This window comes from Rhizobium sp. NXC14 (assembly GCF_002117485.1).
Lineage (GTDB): Bacteria > Pseudomonadota > Alphaproteobacteria > Rhizobiales > Rhizobiaceae > Rhizobium.
On sequence record NZ_CP021030.1, the window covers coordinates 2,385,606 to 2,402,053 of the forward strand.

At 61.2% G+C, this 16,448-nt stretch carries 17 protein-coding genes; 13 read left to right on the forward strand and 4 right to left on the reverse strand.

Annotation, left to right across the window (positions count from 1 at the left end):
* Positions 1-59: 59 nt before the first annotated feature.
* From NXC14_RS11790 to NXC14_RS11810, 5 genes are all read left to right on the forward strand, one after another.
* Positions 60-533 (forward strand): peroxiredoxin, encoded by a 474-nt coding sequence (locus NXC14_RS11790; RefSeq protein ID WP_085778294.1) that lies wholly within the window; start codon positions 60-62, stop codon positions 531-533.
* Entirely contained in the window at positions 530-1,357 is an 828-nt protein-coding gene (locus tag NXC14_RS11795) for a ferritin-like domain-containing protein (RefSeq protein WP_085778295.1), read from the forward strand. The genes NXC14_RS11790 and NXC14_RS11795 overlap by 4 nt, the downstream gene beginning before the upstream one ends.
* A gap of 105 nt (positions 1,358-1,462) precedes the next feature.
* Complete coding sequence (locus tag NXC14_RS11800; protein WP_085778296.1) at positions 1,463-2,776, forward strand: peptidoglycan DD-metalloendopeptidase family protein; 1,314 nt, start codon at positions 1,463-1,465, stop codon at positions 2,774-2,776.
* 157 nt (positions 2,777-2,933) lie between these two features.
* Entirely contained in the window at positions 2,934-4,433 is a 1,500-nt protein-coding gene (locus tag NXC14_RS11805) for a DEAD/DEAH box helicase (protein ID WP_085778297.1), read from the forward strand.
* 6 nt (positions 4,434-4,439) lie between these two features.
* Positions 4,440-4,880 carry an NUDIX domain-containing protein gene (locus tag NXC14_RS11810; RefSeq protein ID WP_085778298.1) on the forward strand — a complete coding sequence of 147 codons (441 nt, stop codon included), beginning with the start codon at positions 4,440-4,442 and terminating at the stop codon, positions 4,878-4,880.
* Here NXC14_RS11810 and NXC14_RS11815 read toward each other — a convergent pair.
* Both NXC14_RS11815 and NXC14_RS11820 read right to left on the reverse strand, forming a co-directional pair.
* Positions 4,850-5,170 carry a TfoX/Sxy family protein gene (locus NXC14_RS11815; protein WP_064705086.1) on the reverse strand — a complete coding sequence of 107 codons (321 nt, stop codon included), beginning with the start codon at positions 5,168-5,170 and terminating at the stop codon, positions 4,850-4,852. The genes NXC14_RS11810 and NXC14_RS11815 overlap by 31 nt on opposite strands.
* 27 nt (positions 5,171-5,197) lie before the next feature.
* Entirely contained in the window at positions 5,198-5,692 is a 495-nt protein-coding gene (locus NXC14_RS11820; RefSeq protein ID WP_085778299.1) for a flavin reductase, read from the reverse strand.
* A 276-nt stretch (positions 5,693-5,968) separates the two neighbouring features.
* On the opposite strand from NXC14_RS11820, the gene NXC14_RS11825 reads away from it, so the two are divergent.
* From NXC14_RS11825 to purB, 5 genes are all read left to right on the forward strand, one after another.
* On the forward strand, positions 5,969-7,051 hold the full coding sequence (locus NXC14_RS11825) for an ABC transporter substrate-binding protein (RefSeq protein WP_085778300.1): 1,083 nt from the start codon (positions 5,969-5,971) through the stop codon (positions 7,049-7,051).
* A 63-nt stretch (positions 7,052-7,114) separates the two neighbouring features.
* Positions 7,115-7,792 carry a ribulose-phosphate 3-epimerase gene (gene rpe / locus NXC14_RS11830; RefSeq protein ID WP_085778301.1) on the forward strand — a complete coding sequence of 226 codons (678 nt, stop codon included), beginning with the start codon at positions 7,115-7,117 and terminating at the stop codon, positions 7,790-7,792.
* Positions 7,789-8,514, forward strand: coding sequence for a DUF2259 domain-containing protein (locus NXC14_RS11835; protein WP_085778302.1), 726 nt, complete (start codon positions 7,789-7,791; stop codon positions 8,512-8,514). The genes rpe and NXC14_RS11835 overlap by 4 nt, the downstream gene beginning before the upstream one ends.
* Before the next feature lie 17 nt (positions 8,515-8,531).
* Positions 8,532-9,017 carry a hypothetical protein gene (locus tag NXC14_RS11840; RefSeq protein ID WP_085778303.1) on the forward strand — a complete coding sequence of 162 codons (486 nt, stop codon included), beginning with the start codon at positions 8,532-8,534 and terminating at the stop codon, positions 9,015-9,017.
* 72 nt (positions 9,018-9,089) lie between these two features.
* Complete coding sequence (gene purB / locus NXC14_RS11845; protein ID WP_085778304.1) at positions 9,090-10,397, forward strand: adenylosuccinate lyase; 1,308 nt, start codon at positions 9,090-9,092, stop codon at positions 10,395-10,397.
* A gap of 518 nt (positions 10,398-10,915) precedes the next feature.
* Here purB and NXC14_RS11855 read toward each other — a convergent pair.
* Positions 10,916-11,374, reverse strand: coding sequence for a low affinity iron permease family protein (locus NXC14_RS11855; protein ID WP_085780081.1), 459 nt, complete (start codon positions 11,372-11,374; stop codon positions 10,916-10,918).
* A 110-nt stretch (positions 11,375-11,484) separates the two neighbouring features.
* Positions 11,485-12,288 carry a DUF2189 domain-containing protein gene (locus NXC14_RS11860; RefSeq protein WP_085778305.1) on the reverse strand — a complete coding sequence of 268 codons (804 nt, stop codon included), beginning with the start codon at positions 12,286-12,288 and terminating at the stop codon, positions 11,485-11,487.
* 177 nt (positions 12,289-12,465) lie between these two features.
* Here NXC14_RS11860 and NXC14_RS11865 point away from each other — a divergent pair, with 177 nt between their 5' ends.
* From NXC14_RS11865 to purC, 3 genes are all read left to right on the forward strand, one after another.
* Positions 12,466-13,020 carry an alpha/beta hydrolase gene (locus NXC14_RS11865; protein ID WP_085778306.1) on the forward strand — a complete coding sequence of 185 codons (555 nt, stop codon included), beginning with the start codon at positions 12,466-12,468 and terminating at the stop codon, positions 13,018-13,020.
* A 94-nt stretch (positions 13,021-13,114) separates the two neighbouring features.
* The gene (locus NXC14_RS11870; RefSeq protein WP_085778307.1) at positions 13,115-15,406 is read left to right on the forward strand and encodes an EAL domain-containing protein; all 2,292 of its coding nucleotides are present in this window, start codon (positions 13,115-13,117) and stop codon (positions 15,404-15,406) included.
* A 271-nt stretch (positions 15,407-15,677) separates the two neighbouring features.
* A complete protein-coding gene (purC, locus tag NXC14_RS11875; protein WP_085780082.1) occupies positions 15,678-16,442 on the forward strand; it encodes a phosphoribosylaminoimidazolesuccinocarboxamide synthase in 765 nt (254 codons plus the stop codon).
* Positions 16,443-16,448 lie beyond the last annotated feature (6 nt).

The window sequence follows — 16,448 nt, forward strand, 5'->3', positions numbered from 1 at the left end:
TATATAATTCGGGGACAGAGAGTGTCATCCATAAACCCGGCAAAAGAAAGGTTTTCCCAATGGCGGTTCCCGGCATCGGTGCCCTGGCCCCCAACTTCAACCTCCCCCGCGATGGCGGCGGCCGTGTCTCGCTTTCCGATTTTCACGGCCGGCCCCTCGTTATCTTCTTCTACCCCAAGGACGATACGACAGGCTGCACGGCCGAATCGCTGGCTTTCACAGCGCTGGCGCCGGAGTTTGAAGCAGCAGGTGCTGCCGTTATCGGCATGTCACCCGATTCGGCAGCCTGCCATGACAAGTTCATCAAAAAGCACCGTCTTTCGGTGGCGCTCGCCTCCGACGAAGAGAAGACGACGCTCCAGGCCTACGGTGTCTGGAAGGAAAAGAGTATGTACGGCCGCAATTTCATGGGCGTGGAGCGCACGACTTTCCTCATCCGCCAGGACGGCACGATCGCGACGATCTGGCAGAAGGTGAAGGTGCAGGGCCATGCCGAGACCGTCCTCGAAGCCGTCAGGAACCTGGCCGCGTGACCGGTGATCTCGCGATAAGCTCGCTGCGCGGCGGCGCTATCGACGCCATCCGCTCAGCCGATCTCGACCGCAAGACCGCCCTTGCGCAGGAAAGCGCCACCCGTTGGTTCGCCCGCCGGGTGTCGCTGCGCTCACCGCTCGACGCAGCCCTGCCGGAGAGGCCCGGTCGCCCCAAGAAACCGGTACTGACGCCGCCGACCCAGGTGGAAAGGCGCTCGCTGCACACGCTGAAAGGCCGGATCGCCCTTCTCCATGCCATTGCTCATATCGAGCTCAACGCCGTCGATCTGGCGCTCGATATCGTCGCACGATTCGCGACCGAGCCTGTGCCCAATTCCTTCTTCGACGGCTGGATGCAGGTCGCCTTCGAGGAAGCGAAGCATTTCCGCATGGTGCGCGCCCGCCTGAATGACCTCGGCGCCGATTACGGCGATCTTCCCGCCCATGACGGGTTGTGGCAGGCGGCTCATTCGACGCGCAATGATCTCACGGCGAGACTCGCCGTCGTGCCGCTCATTCTGGAAGCCCGCGGTCTCGACGTCACCCCTTCGCTGCAGGCGAAGATGCGTGAGACTGGCGATCTCGAAAGCGCAGCGGTGCTCGATGTCATCTACAACGACGAGAAAGGTCACGTCGCCGTCGGCGCCAAATGGTTCCGCTTCCTCTGCGCGCGGGAGAAACGCGATCCGGCAAAGGCCTTTCAGGAGCTGGTGCGCGCCAATTTCCGCGGGCCGCTGAAGCCGCCTTTCAACGATCTCGCTCGCGCCGAAGCCGGGCTGACGCCATCCTTCTACCGCTCCCTGGCATCGATCAGCCATGCGTGAGCTGATCGATTTTCTAACGTAAACCGCGACGACGAAAGCATTCATTAACCATAAACGTGTCTAATTTTCCGAAAGAGGCGTAGAGCATCAATCGGGAGAGCCTGCGTGAACGGCGGACATCAGCACCGGGTATTCGGCAAGCAGGCGCAGGAACATATTCTGATCCTGGCAAGCGGTGACAAGGTCCGCTACATGACGGTTCGGCCGTGGATGGCCGCTCTCGCCTTCTGCTTCCTCGGCGTCTTTTCCATCGGCTATCTGCTGGCGACCTCCTATCTCGTCCTGCGCGACGACCTGATCGGCGCCGCCATGGCGCGCCAGGCCCGCATGCAGCACGACTATGAGGACCGCATCGCCGCCCTTCGCGCCCAGGTCGACCGCATCACCTCCCGTCAGCTTCTTGACCAGCAGGTAGTGGAAGACAAAGTCGACAAGCTGATGGAGCAGCAGATGGCGCTCACCTCACGCCACGGCAAGCTCGACAACTTGCTCGATCGTGCCGAAAGCTCCGGGCTCACAGATAAGGAAAGCGCGCCGTCTTCGCCTGCGCAATCCTATGCCCCGGCCATTAAGGACAAGCGCGCTTCGCTTGGCGAAAGCGGCATCGAGGCTATCGAGAAACAGCTCGCAGGCGGCGCACCAGCCGACGCCACTCCCGACAATACGACTCTTGCCTACGTACCGGCCACAGAGACGGTCGGCGATCGCGCCGACCGCATCTTCTCCAAGGTGACGCTGTCGCTGAAGGATGTCGAACAGGACCAGCGCAACCGCGTCGAGCAACTGACGAGCGACGCCGGCAATGCCGCCAATGCCATCGAGAGCGTGCTGACCCGGTTCAAGATTCCGATGCCCGAGACCGCTACCAAGCAGGACTGGGACGACAGCGCCGTTGGCGGCCCATTCGTCGAGCCGGAGAGCAATGATGATTTCAACAATTCGCTGATCGCTCTCGACGGCGCGCTGACACGGCTCGAAGCTGTGCGTAATACCGCCGAATCCCTGCCCTTCCGCAACCCCGCCATCGGCAAGGAAATGACCAGCCCCTTCGGCAACCGGCGCGATCCTTTCCTGGGCCGCCTGGCGCTGCATTCCGGCGTAGACTTCCGCTTTTCGCCGGGCGAAAAGATCCGCCCGACAGCGCCCGGCAAGGTGATATCGGCCGGCTGGACAGGCGGTTACGGCAATATGGTCGAGATTGATCACGGCAACGGCATCTCGACGCGTTATGGCCACATGTCCCAGGTTCTGGTCACGGCCGGAGATACGGTCGACCGCAACGACGTCATCGGCCTTGCCGGCAGCACCGGCCGCTCGACCGGTACCCATCTGCATTATGAAGTGCGCCAGAACGGCCATGCGGTCGATCCAGTATATTTCATGAATGCGGGCCTTAAACTCGCCACCTATATCAAGTAATACCCGCCCGGTAACCAAAGCTTCACTCTGCACAGGGTGCGGCCTCTCTATTTCTTGACTTGCCGGCCATTCGGAGCTATGTCGCGCTGCATTGCGGCATGCAATCCCGCCGACTCGTTCAGAGCTCGGCCGAACCGGAACGGAAACAGTTTTCCCTTTGACGACATTCGCTGACCTTGGCTTGAGCCAAAAAGTGCTATCGGCCGTTGCCGATGCGGGCTATTCGACCCCCACGCCTATTCAGGCGGGAGCCATTCCTTTTGCGCTCGAACGCCGCGATATTTGCGGCATCGCGCAGACGGGCACCGGCAAGACGGCATCCTTTGTCCTGCCGATGCTGTCGCTTCTGGAAAAGGGCCGCGCCCGCGCCCGCATGCCCCGCACGCTGATCCTCGAGCCGACGCGCGAACTCGCCGCTCAGGTCGCCGAGAATTTCGAGAAGTACGGCAAGAACCACCGCCTCAATGTCGCGCTTCTGATCGGCGGCGTTTCCTTCGAGGACCAGGATCGCAAGCTCGAGCGCGGCGCCGACGTGCTGATCTGCACGCCCGGCCGCCTGCTCGACCATTTCGAGCGCGGCAAGCTCTTGATGAGCGGCGTTGAAATCCTTGTCATCGACGAGGCCGACCGCATGCTCGACATGGGCTTCATTCCCGACATCGAGCGCATCGCCAAGCTCATCCCCTTCACCCGCCAGACGCTGTTCTTCTCGGCCACCATGCCGCCGGAGATCCAGAAGCTCGCCGACCGGTTCCTGCAGAACCCGGAGCGCATCGAAGTGGCAAAGCCCGCTTCGGCCGCAAAGACCGTGACGCAGCGCTTCGTCGCCTCGCACAGCAAGGATTACGAGAAGCGCGCGGTTTTACGTGAGCTGGTCCGCGCCCAGACCGAACTCAAGAACGCGATCATCTTCTGCAACCGCAAGAAGGATGTCGCCGATCTCTTCCGTTCGTTGGAACGCCACGGCTTCTCCGTCGGTGCGCTGCATGGTGACATGGACCAGCGTTCCCGCACGACGATGCTGCAGAACTTCCGTGACGGCAACCTCCAGCTGCTGGTGGCCTCCGACGTTGCCGCACGCGGTCTCGACATTCCCGATGTCAGCCACGTCTTCAATTTCGACGTGCCGATCCACTCCGAGGACTATGTCCACCGCATCGGCCGCACCGGCCGCGCCGGCCGATCCGGCGCCGCCTTCACTCTCGTCACCAAGCGCGACACGAAATTCGTCGACGCGATCGAGAGGCTGATCGGCGAAAATGTCGAATGGCTGAATGGCGACCTGAACTCGCTGCCACCGGCGGAAGAAGGCAAGGACAGCGACCGTCCTCGCCGCAACGGACGCGAACGTGGCGACAAGGATCGCGGGCGCGGACGCGGCAGACACAGTACTGCGAGTCATAAATCTGATAACGACATACAGGATAATGACGTCCAAGTGATCACAGCAGCACCAGCAAAGGCCGAAGTCGTGAAGAACGAGCGCAAAGCAGAGCAGAAGCCGCAAAACAATGCGCGCAACAATCGGCCTTATCCGGCAAATGACGACAGCCGCGACCGCCGCCGTCATCGTGATCACGATGACGGCCCGACTCCGGTCGGTTTCGGCGACGATATCCCCGCCTTCATGCTGATCGCCGGCAGCGCCAAGGTATAACATCCATTGGGCAAGCCTGGCGTCGACTTCCCGGGCCTTGGCGTCGGCTTGGTGATCCTACGCCAAGGCAGGATCCTTCTCTACAAGCGCATTCGGCCACCTGAAGCCGGCTACTGGAACATCGTCGGCGGCAAGGTCGATCACATGGAGCCGGCTGAAGAAGCTGCGCGCCGCGAGGCCGAGGAAGAAACCGGCCTCAGGATCGGCCGGATCGAGCGCATCGGCATGACCGAACAGATCATCGATGCCGACCGCCAGCACTGGATCTCGATCCTTTATCTCGCGCGCGACGTCGATGGCGAGCCGCAATTGACCGAGCCGGACAAGCTTTCGGATTTCGGCTGGTTTCCCTTGACGGATTTGCCGGAACCGCTGTCAGCCTTCACCAAGGCGGCGATCGCAGCCTTGCCACCCGCTCAACTTTCGGCGCGAAGCGCCGCCTCATAGGCGAGCCGCACCCACTTCGCCATCAGATCGGGATCGTCGTAAGCCTCTTCGGGAATCGACCAGTAGGGCATTTTCACCGGCTTGCCCTTTTTGCCTTCATAGGCCCATTGCGTGGCGCCGGCGGCAGCAAATTCCGGGGCGCTCGTCTCATCGGCTTTCAGCAGCATCTCGTCGCGCACTTCGACGGCGACGATGCGCCCGAGATGATAGATGCCCTTGCCTCCGAACATCCGCTTGATCGTGACGGGGCCGAGCCCCTGAAACATTTCCTCGATCCCGGCATTATCCATTCTCTGTTTCCTTACCCGCCAGCCGCATTACAGCGTGTGATAATCCCGGTTCATATAGATGAGCGCCGGGTGCTTCTCGCTGAAGCGGACGGCGGCAACCTCACCGAAGATGACATTGTGTGTCGGCATTTCCTTGATGTCGGTCACCCGGCAGTCGAAGGCGGCGAGCGCATCGGCAAGAACGGGGGCGCCGGTGACGAGCGTGTCGAAACGGCCGCTGGCGAAGCGCTCGTCATTGGCAATCGCGGTGCGCCCGGAAAAAGCGTCGGCGACGGCCTGGTGGTGGGCGCCGAGCGTGTTGAGCACGAAGATGCCGCTGCGGAAAAAGATCTCGTTCTTCGGATTGGTATTGTTGAGGCAGATCAGCACCGAAGCCGGATTGTCCGATACCGAGCAGGCGGCGGTGATGGTGACGCCGCGGCGCAGACCTTCCATCGCCGTCGTCACGAGCTGCACATGACCGGCATAACGGCTCATGGCATCGCGATAAAGGCCGGGGTCGATATGCTGCCTGTTCAACACGTGCTTCTCCGCGCGCTCTTCTGCCTGCGTCGTTCCTTAAATCGGGATCGATTTAGGAGAACTATGCAGCAATTCAAAATGCTACAGTGTCCTTTGCGCGACTGAAATGAGGTCCGGCACCGTAGTTCGACTTGCTATCGCGCCAATATGGCGAGCATCGGTTACCTTTTCTACAATAGGACCGGTGAAAAGCGCTGGGTTCCGCTTGTTTTTCTTTGACGATTGCGGCCTTACGGATAAAAGGGCATGGACGATGGCTAGGGATCTTCGCCTTTCATGATCAACCTGCGTGGCATAGCAGCCTTTCTGACGCTGCTCGGAACGGCGACGCAAGGTCATGCGGCCGGCGTGACGATCGGCGTCGTCGCCCCGCAGGGCGGGCCGCTCGGCCTGCTCGGCGCGCAGATCGCCGCCGGCGCCGGTTTCGAGATCCAGCAATCAGGCAATACCCTCGTCGCCGTCAACGAGACCTGCGAGGACAATAGCGGCGCGGCGGTCGCCGATGCGCTCGTGAGTGCCAAGGTGCAGATTGCCATTGGTTTTCTCTGCAGTGAGACGCTGGAAGGCGCACTGCCGAAGCTGAAGGACGCCAATATTCCCGCGATCACCGTTTCGGCACGTTCGCGCATCCTGATGGAGGATGCGCTGAAAAACGGCTGGCCGCTCTTCCGCTTGGCACCGGCCGACGGCACTGAGGCGGCAAAGATCATCGAGGTGATCCTCAAGGACTGGGCAGCCGACCCGATCGCGCTGATCGAGGACGGCACCATTCATGGCCGCGAACTGACGGAAGCCGTGCGCAATGCGCTGGAGCAGAACGGCCTGAAGCCAGTTTTCACCGATACCTACCGTCCGGGACAGGAGCAGCAGATCGCCCTCGTCCGCCGCCTGAAACGGGCCGGCGCCACAAGGGTCTTCGTTGGCGGCGATCGCAACGACGTCGCCGTCATGGCCCGCGACGCCAAGGCGGAAAACATTCCGCTGTCGATCCTCGGCGGCGACGCCATGCGCGCCGCCGATCAGCCGCTGCCTCTCGCCCCCGGCGTGCGTGCCGTCGCCCTGCCCGAATATGCGCTTTTGCCAGAAGGCGCGCCGGCGGCCGGCGCTTTGCGCGCCAAGGGCACCGAGCCTGAAGGTTATGTCCTGCCATCCCTGGCGGCGGCCCTGATTGCCGGCCAGGCGGCCGAAGCCGCCGCTGCCGCCGGTAAGCCGCTGCGGGAGACCCTTGTCGGCACGACGTTCCAGACACCGATCGGCGCGGTCGCCTTCACCGGCGCGCACGAGCTTTCGCAAAACCCCTACCGCCTGCTTGAATGGCGGGGCAATGGCTTTTTTCCACCTGCTGCGCCGACTCAATGAGCGGCCGCCAGCCCTGAATTCCGGCGCCGTGCGCAGATGGCGCCCATACGGGAGTAAGACTTGATGACGCTGCCCATTCGCATTGCCCCTTCGATCCTCGCGGCGGATTTCGCCAGGCTCGGCGAGGAGGTGCGCGACGTAACGGCCGCCGGCGCCGACTGGATCCACCTTGACGTGATGGATGGGCATTTCGTGCCGAACATCTCCTTCGGTCCCGATGTCATCAAGTCGCTGCGTTCCTATACGAATGCCACTTTCGACTGCCATCTGATGATCTCTCCGGTCGATGACTACCTCGAAGCCTTCGCCAAGGCGGGCTGCGACCGCATCACCGTGCATGCCGAATCCGGGCCACATCTGCACCGCTCACTGCAAACCATCCGCAATCTTGGCAAGAAGGTCGGCGTGACGATCAATCCGGCGACGCCGCTGAGCGCCGTCGAAAACGTGGTCGACGACGTTGACCTCATCCTCATCATGTCGGTCAATCCCGGTTTCGGCGGACAGAAATTCATTCCCGCGATGACGGCCAAGATCGCCGCGGCAAAGTCTCTGATCGGTGACCGGCCGATCGAACTCGAGGTCGACGGCGGCGTCACCGTGGAAACGGCGACTGATATCGCGCGCGCCGGCGCCAACGTGCTCGTCGCCGGCTCGGCAATTTTCAAGGGCGGTACGGTCGACAGCTATCGTAAGACCGTCGCCGAATTGCGTCAGGCAGCCGAAGGGGCACGAGCATGAGGAAGCGTCTGATCTTTGGTGGCATGATTGCCGCCGCATTGGCTGGCCTGCCCGGCTTGTCGCTGGCCGGAGACATTGCCAGCATCCAGCCGATCGGCTTTTCCGCTGACGGCAAGGTCTTCGCATTTCAGGAATTCGGCATCAAAGAAAACAGCAAGACTCCCTATTCGGAAACCTACTTCATCAATACCGACGGCGGCCAATATCTCGAAGGCACCCCCTTTCGCACCGAACTGACGGATAAGGACGCCAATCTTTCCAAGGCCCGACGCCAGAACTTAACGGCGGCGCGCAGCCAGATGGATAAGTACGACCTTCTGACAAATCCGGGTCTGATTGCCGCCTTCAACCCGCCAACCGAGCTCGGCTCGCCCTCGAAGACACTTCGCTACACCACACTTGCGATCGATGGGCCGCCGAAGACGCCCTATACGCTCTCGCTCGGCGAGATGCCGGTGCCGACGCCGAAGGAATGCGCAACGGTCGACAAGCGTGTCCTTGGTTTCAGCCTGCAGATGATCGAGAAGGAAGGTGTCCCGAACCGTCAGGCTGCGCGGCAGGCAACGGCTGTTCCGGCCGAGCGCACATGCTCGGTCGAATTCAGGATCGGCGGCGCGGTGGTCTACCAGCCGGAAGACGGAAATCAAATTCACATTGCGCTGGTTCTCGCCTTCGATGCTGAGAGGAACGGACGCTGGATCGCCGTCCCGGTCCATCCCTGAGCATGGATCGCCCCAGGATGGATCGCCTAAGGGCGGCAAAGCCGCCCTTAGGCGATCTGTTTGCCGGCGCGTTGCTCTGGGGCGTGCAGATGCTGGCCGCCGCCATGCTCGGCCTTTACCTCCGCAACGGCCTCGAGACGAGCCGGCTCGCCGAGTTGGCGGCACTCTATTTTCTCGGCGGCCTGCTCTCCTGGCCCTTCGCCCTGCCGGTCGCTCGGTTTTTTGCCTATAACAGGCCACCGGAAGCGCGCTTCGCCGCCTTTTTCGTGACGCTGACGGCAGCCACGATCCTGATGACCGCCTTCCTCTTCGCCATGGAATACCGGATCTTCTATTCGCGCTGGCACGCGCCCTTCGGCAGCGTCGCCTGGGCCTTCCAGTTCGTCTTCACCGGCATCAGTGCCGTCTACCAGTTTCTGGTGATCGGCCTTCGCCTTTTCCTGCCGCTCGGCCTCGTCTGCCTTGTCGTCAGCAGCTATCATCTCAGCAAACGCATGCGTTGAGATTGCCGCCGGTCTTTGCTACAGGGGCGCTAACTCAATGAAGCAAACCTCTCGAAGTGAAGGCAGCCGCCCATGATCCCGCGTTACTCCCGGCCCGAAATGGTCGCCATCTGGTCTCCCGAAACCAAGTTCCGCATCTGGTTCGAGATCGAGGCACATGCCTGCGACGCGCTGGCCGAACTCGGCGTCATCCCGAAATCGGCGGCAAGGACGATCTGGGAAAAAGGGGGTGCGGCCACCTTCGACGTCGCCCGCATCGACGAAATCGAGGCGGTCACCAAGCATGACGTCATCGCCTTCCTGACTCACCTCGCCGAAATCGTCGGCCCGGATGCGCGCTTCGTCCACCAGGGCATGACCTCATCAGACGTGCTCGACACCTGCTTCAACGTCCAGCTGGTGCGCGCCACTGATATCCTCATCGCCGATCTCGACCGGCTGCTCGCAGCACTGAAAACCCGCGCCTTCGAACACAAGGACACCGTCACCATCGGCCGCTCGCACGGCATCCATGCCGAGCCTACCACCTTCGGCGTCAAGCTGGCGCTTGCCTATGCCGAATTCGAGCGCTGCCGCCAGCGTCTCGTCGCTGCCCGCGACGAAGTCGCGACCTGCGCCATCTCGGGCGCCGTCGGCACCTTCGCCAATATCGATCCGCGCGTCGAGGAACATGTCGCCGAAGCACTCGGCCTGAAGGCCGAGCCGGTCTCGACCCAGGTCATCCCGCGCGACCGCCACGCCATGTATTTCGCGACCCTCGGTGTTGTCGCCTCGTCGATCGAGCGGCTCGCGACCGAAATCCGCCATCTGCAGCGCACCGAAGTGCTGGAGGCGGAAGAATACTTCTCGCCCGGCCAGAAGGGCTCCTCGGCCATGCCGCACAAGCGTAACCCGGTGCTGACCGAAAACCTTACCGGCCTTGCCCGCATGGTCCGCTCCTACGCCCTGCCGGCCATGGAAAACGTCGCCCTCTGGCACGAGCGCGATATCTCCCATTCCTCGGTCGAACGCATGATCGGCCCGGACGCCACAGTCACCCTCGATTTCGCCCTGTCGCGTCTGGCCGGCGTCGTCGAAAAGCTGCTGGTCTATCCCGAAAACATGGAGAAGAACCTCAACAAGTTCCGCGGCCTCGTCCACTCCCAGCGCGTCCTCCTGGCGCTGACCCAGGCCGGCACCTCCCGCGAAGACGCCTACCGGCTGGTGCAGCGCAATGCCATGAAAGTCTGGGAACAGGGCAAGGATTTTCTGGAAGAACTGCTGGCTGATGCTGAGGTCAGGGCTGCCTTGTCCGAGGAGGATATTCGGGAGAAGTTCGACCTTGGGTATCACACGAAGCATGTGGATACGATTTTCCGGCGGGTGTTTGGGCAGGCCTGAGCGTTTTCCAAATCGATACTTTGCGGCGCCTTTCTGGGCGCCGTTTCGTGTTTACTTACTCTTGTAAACGCACTTGTCATGCCTGCGCGCTCAAGTGCTATTAAGCGAGATAGACCGAAGCGTCTTACACGGCTCTCCTAATGGTGGGAGCCTTCATTTCGGTTGCCATCCTTAGGGTTGGGACGTGTTGAGTACAGAATGACGAATCCGATCACCCCGCCAACTGCATATTGCGTCCATGCAAAGCCGGCGCAAAACATGTCATGATAAATACACCAATGGCATAGGACTGCACGAGAGTAAGGCTAGTAAATTTCCGTAGAACCCATGCAACGGCCGCTCCTGTCAAGGCCATTGCAAGCGCTGCTCCTAATAGCTCCGCGACTAAACCCGCCAATCTTGTGCCCTCCCGAAATCAAAACTATAGCCCTGGAACAAGGCATCTCTTCCAAGGGGTTGCAATCACTGAGTGTTATGGTTGTGGAGATTGTTTGACCAACCAGCTGCTGCTCCAGCAACTACCTCTGCTTCACCGCCTTTGCCGAAACTCCTCGTTTACGTCCATTCCCTCTCTTCCGCGTCTCCGCTCTTTCCGCCTCCGCTGTTCGGCAGGCCTCCGTCTGCCCCCTGCCCTTGGCGGCCTTGGCGACCAGTTCGTCGAGATGTTTCAGCTCTTCCTCGTCGAGATTTTCGATGCCGATAAAGCGGTTCTCCGCATGGCTTGTCAAAATGATTTCGTTGAGTTTGGCTTGGATTGCCCGGGTGTCGCGCGTCTGGGCGTTCTGCAGGACGAAGACCATCAGGAAGGTGATGATGGTCGTTCCCGTGTTGATGATGAGCTGCCAGGTTTCCGAATAGTCGAAGAAAGGTCCGAGCAAGGCCCAGATAATAACGACGCACAGTGCCAGGATGAAGATGACGGGCTTACCCGCCCATTCCGATGTCTTGCTTGCGAAGCGGGCAAACAGATGCGTCATCATCACCTCTGAAATCTCTCCTCGGAGTAAAAAAACTCCGAGGCAGGTTCGAGGTTCCCGAAAATCGGGGATCCCACGGTATCAAGGTTTTCCCGCGGGCAGGACCGAAGCTACACAGCTTCCCGCGCAATCAGCTTGCGATAGAGATGCCAGGTCGCGTGGCCGAGGATCGGGATAACGAGTGCGAGTCCAGCAAAGACCGGGATGGTGCCGACGACGAGAAGTCCGGCGACGATCAGGCCCCAGAGCAGCACCGGTACCGGATTGGCGATCGTCGCACGAATCGAGGTCACGACGGCGGCAACCGCTCCGACGTCGCGGTCGAGCAGAAGCGGAAAGGTGATGACCGATATCGCCAGCACGACGAGCGCGAAGACAAAACCGATGAGATTGCCCCAGATGATCAGCTGCAGGCCCTGGGCCGTACCGAAGACCTGGCGGGTGAAGTCCGTCATGGTGCGCGGGAACACATCACCGAGAAGATTGGCGTACAGCGTCTGTGCCGTCACCAGCCAGACGACGAAAAGGGCAAAGAGCATCAGTCCGACGGCGATGATCGATGGCAGCGCCGGCGAATGGCGCACCTCAAGCGCATGCGTCCATGACGTATCGAGGCCTTCCTCGCGTCGGCGGCTGATCTCATAAAGACCGATCGCCGCAATCGGACCGATCAGCACGAAACCGGACATCAGCGGGAATACCATCGGCAGCAGGTTGGCGCCGGAGGTCCACAGCGTCAGGAAGACGCCGGCGATTGGATACATCAGGCACAAGAACACATAGTGGGAAGGCTTTTCACTGAAATCGTCGAGCCCGCGCTTCAGCGCGTCGAAGACGTCGGCGATACTGATACGATTGACCACGGGCCGCGCCAGGTTTTCACTGGCACCCGTCATGACATGAAATGCCGCCATGGCTTTCTCCTCCTCAGCCGAGACTTTGGTCGGCCGCGGATAGGCATCGGCGGGCAAGCCGATACGAAATCCGCAACCGGCACTGGAGCAACATAACAAAATTCATCGCCCGTGTCGCTCTCTCCCTTGCCGCCCCCTCTTGACATCTTGGGCGGGCTTTCTCACATCGGCGGCTCTATGAAAGCCTCAGACGCAGATATCCTTATCATCCCCGGCTATACCAATTCCGGCCCCGGCCATTGGCAGAGCCGCTGGGAGGCGAAGCTCAGCACGGCGCGGCGCGTCGAACAGGCCGAATGGACGAAGCCGGTCCGCGAGGACTGGATCGCCCGTATCGCCGAAGAGGTGAACGCCTCGACCCGCCCCGTTGTGCTCGTCGCCCACTCGCTCGGCGTGCCCTCGGCAATCCATGCCATCCCGCATTTCCGCAAGCGGGTGGCAGGCGCTTTCCTCGTCGCTCCGCCTGAAGTCACCAATCCGGATATCCGCCCCAAGCACCTGATGACCTTCGGGCCCTATCCGCGCGACCCACTGCCCTTCCCTTCCATCACCGTCGCCAGCCGCAATGATCCGTTCGGCAGCTACGAGCATGCCGACGATATCGCCAGTTGCTGGGGTTCCTTCCTCGTCGATGCCGGCGAGGCGGGACATATCAGCGCTGAATCCGGGCACGGCCCCTGGCCGGAAGGAACAATGGTCTTCGCCCAGTTCCTCAGCCGCCTCTCTGTCTGATTTGGGAGACCCGGCGCTCGTCATTTCAGCGACCACTTTCTAAGGCTTTCTTAATAGAAGTGCCGCAGACTGCGCCGAGATGAAATCAGCGAGAATGCCCGTGAGGAAAGCCCATTCAGGGGCCCATGAAGCGCATGGCGATCCTGCAGCGGCTGAGGCCGGCGATGGGTCGACCGACGATTCTGATCTGGCTGAGCGCGAGAGCCGCTGGAACCATGCGCTTGTTGGTTCCGGCCTCGGCGTATGGGACCACAATTACCGTCTAAACCGGAAATATTATTCGCCGACGTGGAAAACCATCCGGGGAATGGCGCCGGACGAGGACGTCGCCGGCGACTACGAGGCTTGGCTGCAACTCGTCCATCCGGACGACCGCGACTTTGTCGCTCATGCGATCGACCGGCAGAATGCCGGCGATCCGGATTATCAGATCTTCCAATATCGTGAACGCCACAGGGACGGCCACTGGGTCTGGATCGACTGCCGTGGGGCCTGCGTCGAGTGGGATGAGAATGGCGTACCGACGCGCGTCGTTGGAACGGATACCGATATCACCGCCCGCAAGGAAGCCGAGGAGACGCTGTCGCGCCTGTCGCGCCGGCTCGACCTGGCGCTGGAAGTTTCCCGCATCGGCGTCTTCGAGGCCGATATCGAAAATGACGTCGTCGAATGGGATGATCGCCTGATTGCCATCTACGGCTTGCAGGGTGCGGCACGCAAGATCGGCGGTGACGCCTGGGCCAGGAGCCTGCATCCGGATGACCGTGAACGCGTGCTCGGCCTCGCCGATCGCAGCGTCGAAAGCGGCAGCGATTTTCAGCAGGAATACCGCATCATCCGCGGCGACGGAGTCGAACGAATCATCCGTGCCCGCTCGGCCTTCTTCGTCGACGGCAACGGCCAACGCAAACTGATCGGCGCCAATTGGGACGTCACCGAGGAGGTCGCGCTTCGCAACGAGCTGCAGCGCGCCAAGGATTTGGCGGAAGCCCGCAACCGCGAACTCGAAGCCGCCAAGGAGAGCATCGAGCATCTGGCGTTGCACGATTACCTCACCGGCCTGCCCAACCGCCGCTATCTAGACAAGATGCTGGATGACCGAGCAGCGGAATGCCGGGTTAACGGCCTCGCTTTGGCGGTTCTGCATATCGATCTCGACCGCTTCAAGCAGATCAACGATACCCTCGGCCATCGGGCGGGCGACGCAATGCTGCAACACACCGCAAGTGTGCTCAGACATTCCGTTCGCGCCGCTGATTTCGTCGCGCGTATCGGCGGTGACGAATTTGTCATCCTCTGCGCCGTCGATGCTGCATCGAAGAAGATCGCCAGCCTGGCCGAACGCCTGATCCGCGAATTGCGCCGGCCCGTCAGATATGAGGGGCATGACTGCCGTTTCGGCGCCAGCATCGGCATCGCGGTCGATGGCGGCGCCAAGCTCGACGCCAAGCAGACGCTGCTCGACGCCGACATTGCGCTCTATCGCGCCAAGGGTCTTGGCCGAAACCGCTTCGAATTCTTCTCGGCATCGGCCCGCAACGATATCGTCTCCGCCAAGCAGCTCGCCGATGAAATCCTCATCGGCCTGGAGCGCGATGAATTCGTGCCGTTCTATCAGTTGCAGTTCGACGCCCGCACGCTCGATGTCACAGGCATCGAGACGCTCGCCCGCTGGCAACACCCCGTGCACGGGCTGCTGACGCCGGATCGCTTTCTCGATATCGCCGAGGATCTCGACGTCGTCTCGACGATCGACGCCCTGATCCTGGAGCGCGCGCTGGCAGACCGGCGTGCCTGGATCAAGGATGGGCTGTCGATCCCCAAAATATCGGTCAACGTCTCCGCCCGGCGGCTGACCGATCCCGACCTCGGCAAAAAGCTCCGCGCCCTGAAGATCGAACCCGGCGCCATCGCCTTCGAACTGCTGGAATCGATCTCGCTCAATGATTGCGACGAGGCGGTGGCCGCCAATTTGAAAAAGCTGCGCAAGCTCGGCATCGACATCCATATCGACGACTTCGGCACCGGCCACGCCTCGATCGTCAGCCTTCTGCGCCTGAGCCCGAACACGCTGAAGATTGATCGCGAGCTGATCCGCATGCTGCCGCACTCGGCCGAGCAGCGTAAGCTCGTCGGCGCGATCATCGATATCGGGCGCTCGCTCAATATACTCGTCATTGCCGAGGGCGTGGAGACGGCGGATCATGTCCGCATTCTGGAGCAACTCGGCTGCGACACGCTGCAGGGCTATGCGCTCGCCCGGCCGATGCCGGCCATGCAGATCCCCTCCTTCATTCGCGCTGGATGCTGGCGCCTCGGGCTGACCGCCGCGCGCGGCCTGCAGACGCATCTTCGCCGCGCGCTGCCAAGCAGAAGAGTCAAATAAAACCTGTATAAGCGGCCCGCCATTTCGCCTTCATTCCACCGTAGAGGAAAAGCCGCTAGACTCGTAAAGCGAATTCATTCGATTCTCTTGGCGCTATTCCGTAAAATCCGGAAATAGGGCCACCAAATCCGGGAACCGCGGCCACGAAATCCGGAAACCGGGGAAGGAGCGACAGGCGGATTGTGAAACACTCTCTTTTCCTTTAAGGGGACGCCACGAGATCGATCCACTCGCGCTATCCCAAGAGCGCCAACAACAGAGAATGACCAAGATGAACCGTCGCCGCCGTATCTACGAGGGCAAGGCAAAGATTCTGTATGAGGGTCCGGAGCCGGGCACTTTGATCCAGTTCTTCAAGGACGATGCCACCGCCTTCAACAAGAAGAAACACGAAGTCATCGACGGCAAGGGCGTCCTCAACAACCGCATTTCCGAATATATCTTCAGCCACCTGAACAAGATCGGCATCCCCACCCATTTCATCCGCCGGCTCAATATGCGCGAGCAGCTGATCAGGGAAGTGGAGATGATCCCGCTGGAGATCGTCGTGCGCAACGTCGCTGCCGGTTCTCTCGCCAAGCGCCTTGGTATCGAGGAAGGCGTCGTGCTGCCCCGCTCGATCATCGAGTTCTATTACAAGTCCGATGCGCTCGACGATCCGATGGTCTCCGAAGAGCACATCACCGCCTTCGGCTGGGCCAATCCGGCCGAGCTCGACGACATCATGGCACTCGCCATCCGCGTCAACGATTTCATGACCGGTCTCTTCCTCGGCGTCGGCATCCAGCTTGTCGATTTCAAGATCGAATGCGGCCGCCTCTTCGAAGGCGATCTGATGCGCATCATCCTCGCCGACGAGATCTCGCCGGACAGCTGCCGGCTCTGGGATATCGAAACCCGCGAGAAGATGGACAAGGACCGGTTCCGCCGCGACCTCGGTGGCTTGCTTGAAGCCTACTCCGAAGTCGCTCGCCGTCTCGGCATCATCAATGAAAACGAGCCTGTGCGCGGCACCGGCCCCGTTTTGGTTAAGTAAAGATCG

Coding starts and splice junctions, on each gene's coding strand:
- NXC14_RS11825 (WP_085778300.1), top strand. CDS start 5,969: ATGATCAACCTGCGTGGCATAGCAGCCTTTCTGACGCTGCTCGGAACG.
- purC (WP_085780082.1), top strand. CDS start 15,678: ATGAACCGTCGCCGCCGTATCTACGAGGGCAAGGCAAAGATTCTGTAT.
- NXC14_RS11855 (WP_085780081.1), bottom strand. CDS start 11,374: ATGACGCATCTGTTTGCCCGCTTCGCAAGCAAGACATCGGAATGGGCG.
- NXC14_RS11860 (WP_085778305.1), bottom strand. CDS start 12,288: ATGGCGGCATTTCATGTCATGACGGGTGCCAGTGAAAACCTGGCGCGG.
- NXC14_RS11870 (WP_085778307.1), top strand. CDS start 13,115: ATGCCCGTGAGGAAAGCCCATTCAGGGGCCCATGAAGCGCATGGCGAT.
- NXC14_RS11835 (WP_085778302.1), top strand. CDS start 7,789: ATGAGGAAGCGTCTGATCTTTGGTGGCATGATTGCCGCCGCATTGGCT.
- NXC14_RS11840 (WP_085778303.1), top strand. CDS start 8,532: ATGGATCGCCTAAGGGCGGCAAAGCCGCCCTTAGGCGATCTGTTTGCC.
- NXC14_RS11815 (WP_064705086.1), bottom strand. CDS start 5,170: ATGGATAATGCCGGGATCGAGGAAATGTTTCAGGGGCTCGGCCCCGTC.
- rpe (WP_085778301.1), top strand. CDS start 7,115: ATGACGCTGCCCATTCGCATTGCCCCTTCGATCCTCGCGGCGGATTTC.
- purB (WP_085778304.1), top strand. CDS start 9,090: ATGATCCCGCGTTACTCCCGGCCCGAAATGGTCGCCATCTGGTCTCCC.
- NXC14_RS11865 (WP_085778306.1), top strand. CDS start 12,466: ATGAAAGCCTCAGACGCAGATATCCTTATCATCCCCGGCTATACCAAT.
- NXC14_RS11790 (WP_085778294.1), top strand. CDS start 60: ATGGCGGTTCCCGGCATCGGTGCCCTGGCCCCCAACTTCAACCTCCCC.